This is a genomic window from Fodinibius sp. (assembly GCF_041642155.1).
Lineage (GTDB): Bacteria > Bacteroidota > Rhodothermia > Balneolales > Balneolaceae > Fodinibius.
Map to the genome: position 1 here is coordinate 1 of NZ_JBEPWZ010000135.1, position 7,576 is coordinate 7,576.

The following is a 7,576-nucleotide window of genomic DNA, read 5'->3' on the forward strand; positions in this document are numbered from 1 at the left end:
AAACCGAGGCATGCGCTTTTTCTATCTCATCAAACAGGACCACCGAATAGGGCCGCTCGCGGATTTTATTTACCAGCAGTCCGCCCTCTTCATATCCCACATACCCCGGCGGAGCGCCATGAAGCAGCGCCGCCGAATGCTCCTCCTTGAATTCCGACATGTCAAACCGGATCATAGCCTGCTCGTCCCGGAACAGGAATGCCGACAGTGACTTGGCCAGTTCGGTCTTGCCCGTGCCCGTCGGACCCATAAAAAAGAACGAGCCGATCGGCTGTCCCCCTCTGAGCAGCCCCGACCGGGATTCAAGCACCGCCTCCGAAACGCTTTGCAAGGCCGCATCCTGCCCCACCACCCGCTCGCGGAGGACCTCCTCCATTCTTAGCAGGCGCGTTCTTTCCCTCTCCCGAATTTTCCCCGCGGGGATGCCGGTTTTGCCTGAAATAACTCTCGCTAAATCAGCGGTTTTTATCTGCCGGGCCGGCTGTTCGACCACCGCTGCAATACGGGGGATAATATCGTCCATATACGCAAGAAACCGGTCGTCACCGTCCAGGGCGTCCCCCTCTTCCAGGGAGAGGTCCGCGCGTGTTTCCGTCAACGGACGGGCGACCTCACAAAAAGCGGTGTACGTTTCGCGCAGGGCCGGCATTGATTCCTGTTCGGGGTCCTCACCATACCGCTCATATAAGTGGTTTAACCGCTCAAATACCGCTTGCGACCGGTTGACCGCGATGCGCACCCTCGCCATGGACCGGTCAAGCAGGTCAATAGCGGCCGCGGGCAGGCGGCGATCCTTATCATAGCGCCTGGACAGCCGGATGGCTTCCCGGATGCCCTCGCCGGTAACCTGCAGGCTGTGATGCCGCTCATAGGGCGTTATAACCCCACGAATGATATCAGCGGTGACCTCATCCCCGGGTTCTTCCAGCGTTACTGTTTCAAAAAGCCGGGCAAAACGCTCATTCTTTTCAAGATTCTTGCGATAGTTTTCCGGCGTTGTCGTACCTATAACTGTAAGCTGGTCCCGCCGAAGCTCCACAGCCAGAAGGTTTGCCAGCGAAGAAAAATGCTCATGCTTATCCAGCAGGGTGTGGATCTCCTCGATAACCAGGATGGGCCTTTCCCGATCATCCAATGTGTCCAACAGCCGTTGAAATCGATCTTCCAGTTCGCCCTTGTAGGTGGCTCCCGCCTGCAGTGCGGCTAAATCAAGCTGCAACAGCCGGGCCTTTAGCAGATTAGACGGCACATTTTGTTCTTCTATCTGTTCCGCCAAACCGGCTATCAAGGCCGTTTTACCGACCCCCGGCTCTCCGGTGATCAGTAAATTGGCCTTGGTGTACCGGCACAGGATCTCGAGGCAGTTCTTTATTTCCCGCTGTCGCCCGACCAGGCCTGCATGCTCCTGTTGGACTAACTCCCGGCGTATATCCCGGCAATAGGGGGCGTGCAGGCCATCCGGGGAAGCGGTGTTCCCCCTTTGCCGGGGCCCCGACGGTCGATCCTCAGCCCCGGACTCGACGGCCGTTCCATCTGCGGCGGCAACAATCTCCTCCCGAGAAAGCAAAAACGTTTTGAGCTGGTCGACACTGAATGCCAATCCGGGCGTACATAACGCCGCCAGCAGGCAAACCGCATCCACCTTCTGCCGGTTGAGCTCAAACCGCAGCTGGTCTGCTTCCATCAGGAGTTTGCCGACTCCGGGAGCAGCGTCCACACGGCCGGCGGCTCCATTCGCTTTGGGGTATTCCTCCAGGCGGACCGACGCCCACTCCTGCAAATAAAAAATATCTTTGTCCCATGTTCGTATGAGTTCATGGGTGGATATCTGCCGGTTCAAAAGCGCCCACAACAAGTGCGGGGGGCCATATGAAGGGTGCAGGTATTCTTCCGCTTTCCGGGCGGCGATATGCAGGACCTTCCCCACTTCTTCTGAAAAATCAATATCGGTGTCAATATCCGTATGTGATAAAGCTACTGACATAGTAATTAAATACGTAACGTCTTCTCTTTTATCGAGACCTTTGCAAAACCCTCTTATCGTCTCTCTGCCGGACAGGCTATCCGGGATCCGGGATTCCTCGCGAACGTCTCCTGACGGGCTGGCTCGTAACCACGGGCCATCTGCCCGGATGACCCTTTCCCTTTTTTCCGATCCGCCGGTTAGTATCCCATGCACCGTCGTATCGCTGCTCAAAACAACAGGTGAAACAATGCTTCTGTCTGGAAGTCTCTGTCGGACTCAGCAAAATATACGGCAGGTCCCTCGAATTTAGCCGGATTCCGGGGATGGAATATTCCCCTCAAAGAACGGACGGGCGCCATTAACATCGGATAAGCCGCCCGCCTCCAGGCAGGCGACTCCCAAAAAATACCGGCTACACCCACTCGTTGACGTGGGTTCCCTGCCCGACGGTAATCTCCCGGGCGGAGATGGTAAAGGTCTCGCTGAGCGGCTGCTCGTTGGTCGCCTCAAACTGCTCGCTGTAGGACACCAGGTACCCTTCGCTGAACTTCAGCTGCTTCATTCTGGCTTCGGTGTCGCGCTTGAGAAAGCTCACGGTCCCGTCGCGGCGCTCATAGTTGTTGACCATCCACTCGAAAAACGAGGAGTCCCCGGTGGATTCGACCTGCAGCCGGATGCGGCCCCCGCGGGTCACCGAGGAGGGGCGGCCGGTCGCGTCTACTTCCTGGTTCAGATCATAGCTGCACGACAAGACATTAACCTGCTTGCCGTTGACGTCAAGTTTGGCTTTAAAAGACATAGTAAGAACGGGTTTTTTTATCTCTCTGATGAATGAAAAAAGATAATTACTTATTTTTTAAAAAAAATGCAAGAGGGTTTTTATAAAGCCGTTTATGTGTCCCATATTGTTATTACCGGCAGATTTAAATTTTCACATATAGGCTATATGCTGCGATTCCAACCTCCCTCTCGTCTTGATCTTGCGCAAGATCCCTGGTTTTTCAAAACCTTCAGCAGGAAAAAAATCCCTCCCTCCTGTCCATGTTTTTGAAAGCGGCGGTTGCATAACATGAGATAAAAGGATAGCTTAATCCCGTATTGATTAATGTATTGCTTGTCGTTAGGAGTGCTGCGGGAAAGCGGCTGAGATAACATCCTGACTACCTGATCTGGATAAAACCAGCGTAGGGAAACGACAGATTTTTACCTGCCTCTCCGGCGGCGAGCAGCATAACCCGATTTTTTATGGCTGACTCGTCATCACAACCTTTGCAAACCGTATCCGATCTGGGCGAAGAGCAGATTATCCGTCGTTTTGCCGGTGCCGGCCCCGACCTGCCCAGAGGAATAACAGGGATAGGAGACGACTGTGCCGTTACTGAAGGTTTCGGGGGACAAAAACAATTGATTGGCACGGACCTGCTTATCGAGGGTATTCATTTCAGGTCAGAATGGACCTCCTACCGGGACCTGGGACATAAGGCACTGGCTGTGAATCTTTCCGATATTGCAGCGATGGGGGGGCGTCCGGAAAACTTTTTCTTGTCACTGGCCTTGCCGGCCTCCATGCCCGTAGACCGGCTTGACGGGTTCCGGGAGGGGCTGATGGAGCTGGCCCGAAAGTACGAGGTGCCGCTGCTGGGCGGGGATACGACGCGCTCGCCCGGCGCTTTTATGATTTCGGTAATGATAACCGGCCGTGCAGATCCCGAGCACCTGAAGTTGCGAAGTGGGGCCCGGGACGGCGATATACTCTGCGTGACGGGACCGCTGGGCGATTCAGCCGCCGCCCTTTCCATTCTTGAAGATCCCCAAAAATATAGCAGGGTGCCCGAAGACCATCGCAGCGAACTGTTGCAGTGGCATTTCCGCCCGGAACCGGCGGTGCGGCAGGGACGCTGGCTGGGGGAGCAACCCGCCGTGCATGCAATGATCGACCTCTCCGACGGTTTGCTAAGCGATGCCCGCCACCTGGCTGAGCAAAGTGGGTGCCGTATTACTATTGCGCTGGATCAGCTCCCCCTTTCGGGGGACTTCAAAGCGTTTGGAAAGATTGGACGGACGGCCGAGCAGCTGCGGGAGCTGGCTGCTGCGGGGGGAGAAGACTATCACCTGCTGATGACCGTATCCCAGGCACAATACTCCGCTGTGGCCCGGCAGTTTGAGCAACGGTTTGGCGGAGTTCTGCATGTCGTCGGCACGGTTGAGTCGGGATCGTCGGAGGTGCGTACGCTTCGCAACGGATCGCCCGTGGAGATACAGCAGCATCACTTTCAACATTTCAATCGACCGTAATCAGATCTATGCAGGCAAAAGAGAATCCTAAATCCTATCATCGAGCGTTAACGATCGCCACCTCCGACAGCGGAGGGGGAGCAGGTATCCAAGCCGATCTTAAGACATTTGCGGCGATGGGTTGTTATGGCATGTCGGTCCTGGCGGCCCTTACGGCCCAGAACACCCTTGAAGTCCGGGGCATCCACGCTCTGCCGCCCGATTATGTGGCGCTCCAAATTGATACGGTTATCGAAGACCTGGGGGTGGATGCCATCAAGATCGGAATGCTATTTAATTCTGATATCATCGAAGCGGTGGCCGGCCGGCTGAAAGCCCACGGGGTTGGCCGGGTGGTACTGGACCCGGTGATGGTTGCCCAAAGCGGGGCTAAACTGATCGAGGACGACGCCATTGAGGCGCTCAGGCAGTTCCTTTTTCCACTGAGTACCACGATCACTCCCAACCTGCCGGAAGCGGAGACCCTGCTTGGAGCACCCATTGAAGACCGGTCGCAGATGGAGGAAGCCGCCCGGTCGCTGCTGCAGTATGGGTCGGACTCCGTTCTGTTGAAAGGGGGACATTTTAAGGAGGAGCAGAGCCTCGATTGCCTGGTCCTCCAGGAGCCGGATGAGGCGGGGAAAAAAGTCTACTGGTACGAGGCCGGGCGGATACCGACCAGGAATACCCACGGCACGGGCTGTACACTCTCGTCGGCTATCGCAGCGGGACTTGCCAAGAGGGAGTCGCTGCCGGAAGCCGTCGGCCATGCCAAAGACTACATTACCGGGGCCATCAAAGCGGGCAGCCGGTACCGGATCGGGGGCGGGGGCGGACCGCTGCACCATTTTTATGAATTTTGGGATTAGTCCGGATTCCTCACAAGGATGTATGGTGGAAAATCAGGACTCGCAGTGGAGTAACCTTTGCGAAAGGCTGTCCCTGGTGCCGGGTTTGTTTTCTTTATCTGTTGCAATGAGATGTGCGCTACGGTTTACCCGTTAGCTGCAACAGATTATGTCGCGAATTCCCGAAATCGAAACGACAGCTGTTTCGCGAAGTTTTTATGCACAATTAATTGTAAGAGGGCTGTTATGAAATACCAATTTAACATAACCCATAATAACACAAAACATCTGTAGTTAATTGATAATGAAATTCACCGATCAACTTTGGAGTGAAATCGAACCTGTTTATGATGCAATCATGGAGCTGCCTTTCATTACGGAACTCACGGAAGGCACGCTGCCGGAGGAGGTTTTTCTCTTTTATCTGAAACAGGATACGCTTTACCTGGCAGACTTTTCGCGAACGCTGTCGCTGGCCGGCGTGCGTTCAGACCGCTATGACCACATGAATAGCTTCTTCCAGTATGCGGCCAATGTGGCCGTAGTGGAAGGCGAGCTGCACCAGGATTATTATGAACAATACGGAGTGGAAATGAAGGCCGAAAAATCCCCCTCCTGTTTCGCCTATACAAATTTTCTGCTTTCAACTGCCGTCACAAAAGACAATGTGGTAACGATTGCAGCGCTTCTTCCCTGTTTTTGGATTTACCGGGAAGTGGGACTGGAGATCTATGAGGAGGCTTCCGCAGATAATCCCTACCGGGAATGGATCGACACCTACGCCGGTGATGAGTTTAACGAAGGCGTAGACCGGGCGATTAAGATTACCGATGCCGTGGCGGAGCAGGAACCGGATCACCGGCTCGAGGAAATGACCAAAGCGTTTGTAAAATCGACGGAACTGGAGTGGATGTTCTGGAAGAGCGCTTACGAACAGGAGCAGTGGCCCTTTGAGGAAGCATATGGTTTTGAAGAGTAACTTAGAATTAGCACTTTAAGGTTAGAATAAATGGGTCTGCCGTCATAGAGCGACTGCTTCATTCAATAATTAGGTGGTTTGATTCCCGAATTCGGTGATCTGCTTCCATGATGAGCTGAACTGTGACCAGATGAACGATCGGATTATAGGGGGTTGACCTCATCGAATTCGGATCAGAAATAACCAATAACGGTTGCGAAGCAATGTCGAATTAATACCCCATGGCGCTGCTTCTGGACCATTTGACAGCATATAAATTTTGGTGATCAAGACAAGAAAACTATGAAAATCGGCATCATCGGCGGCGGCGTGATCGGTCTGAGCATTGGCTGGCAACTGGCGCGGCTCGGTATGGAGGTGACCCTGTTTGAACGGCACCGTGTGGGTCGGGAGGCCAGCCGGGTGGCGGCCGGTATGCTGGCCCCTTATGCGGAAGTGGGTTTTGAAGAGATTGAGCTTATGAAACTTGGACAGGAGAGCCTGCGCCTGTATCCCCGGTTTCTGGATGAGCTTTCTGAAGATGTCCCCGAGGTCCCGGAATTTGATCGGTGCGGCACGCTGATGGTGGGCATCGACCGGGACGATACCGAGCGGCTCAAGCGGCTGTATGAATTCCGCGAGGAATTGGAGCTCACCGTTGAACTGATTACGGGAACCGAAGCCCGGGAACGGGAGCCGCTGCTTTCCCCGAAGGTGGTTTCCGCGGTCTGGCTCCCGGACGATGCGCAGATTGACAACAGGCAACTGCTGAAAAAACTAAAGGAGGCCTTCGAGGGGCAGGGAGGAGTGCTGAAGGAGGAGTCGGAAGTTAAAAGCGTTCGGGTTACGGACGGATCGGTGCAGGGACTGGCAACGGCTTCTTCCGAATGGCCCTTTGATACCGTGGTGCTGGCCGCCGGCAGCTGGTCGCAGCAAATAGGGGGGATCCCCGGGCGATTACGTCCCCCTATACGGCCGGTAAAGGGACAAATAATCACGCTCGAAAAAACCGGTGATTGTCCCCTGAAAGGCATCGTGCGATCCCCGCGGATGTACCTGGTGCCGAAAGAGGACGGGACGATTCGTCTGGGAGCGACGTCCGAGGAGAAAGGATTTGATAAAACGCCCACGGCGGGGGGACAAAAAGAACTGCTGGAAGACGGGTGGGAGGTGGTCCCTTCCATCTATGACCTGCCGCTGGTCGAAACTACGGCCGGTTTGCGTCCCGCCAGCCGGGACCATGCCCCCGTGATCGGGGAATCCGGTATCGGGGGGCTGTATTACGCCACCGGGCACTACCGGCATGGAATTCTGATGACGCCGGTAACCGTTTATAGGTTGATTGAGGAGATTACAGAGGGGACGAAGTCTGACTTACTGCGCCCTTTTCGTCCCCGGCGTTTTGACAGGTAATGAAAAGATAACCAAATATATTATGAAACTGATTGTTAACGGAGAACAGGTGAAGACGGAAGCGAACACGCTGGAACAGCTGCTTCGGACCTTTAAGCTGGAAGATGCGGAAAAAGG

Annotated in this window: 6 protein-coding genes and 1 riboswitch; of the genes, 4 read left to right on the forward strand and 2 right to left on the reverse strand. The window is 54.7% G+C overall.

Features of this window, described 5'->3' with window-relative positions:
* The coding region (locus ACESLU_RS08985; RefSeq protein WP_372638138.1) for an AAA family ATPase at positions 1 to 2,197 on the reverse strand (2,197 nt) is incomplete at its 3' end.
* 181 nt (positions 2,198 to 2,378) lie between these two features.
* Entirely contained in the window at positions 2,379 to 2,765 is a 387-nt protein-coding gene (tssD, locus tag ACESLU_RS08990; protein ID WP_372638140.1) for a type VI secretion system tube protein TssD, read from the reverse strand.
* Positions 2,766 to 3,078: 313 nt separating this feature from the next.
* Positions 3,079 to 3,174, forward strand: a riboswitch (TPP riboswitch).
* Positions 3,175 to 3,211: 37 nt separating this feature from the next.
* Here tssD and thiL point away from each other — a divergent pair.
* From thiL to thiO, 4 genes are all read left to right on the forward strand, one after another.
* Positions 3,212 to 4,261, forward strand: a complete 1,050-nt coding sequence (gene thiL / locus ACESLU_RS08995; protein ID WP_372638143.1) for a thiamine-phosphate kinase — start codon at positions 3,212 to 3,214, stop codon at positions 4,259 to 4,261.
* 8 nt (positions 4,262 to 4,269) lie between these two features.
* Positions 4,270 to 5,109 carry a bifunctional hydroxymethylpyrimidine kinase/phosphomethylpyrimidine kinase gene (thiD, locus tag ACESLU_RS09000; RefSeq protein WP_372638146.1) on the forward strand — a complete coding sequence of 280 codons (840 nt, stop codon included), beginning with the start codon at positions 4,270 to 4,272 and terminating at the stop codon, positions 5,107 to 5,109.
* A gap of 283 nt (positions 5,110 to 5,392) precedes the next feature.
* Entirely contained in the window at positions 5,393 to 6,067 is a 675-nt protein-coding gene (gene tenA / locus ACESLU_RS09005; RefSeq protein WP_372638150.1) for a thiaminase II, read from the forward strand.
* Between the two features lie 282 nt (positions 6,068 to 6,349).
* Positions 6,350 to 7,459 (forward strand): glycine oxidase ThiO, encoded by a 1,110-nt coding sequence (gene thiO / locus ACESLU_RS09010; protein ID WP_372638153.1) that lies wholly within the window; start codon positions 6,350 to 6,352, stop codon positions 7,457 to 7,459.
* Positions 7,460 to 7,576 lie beyond the last annotated feature (117 nt).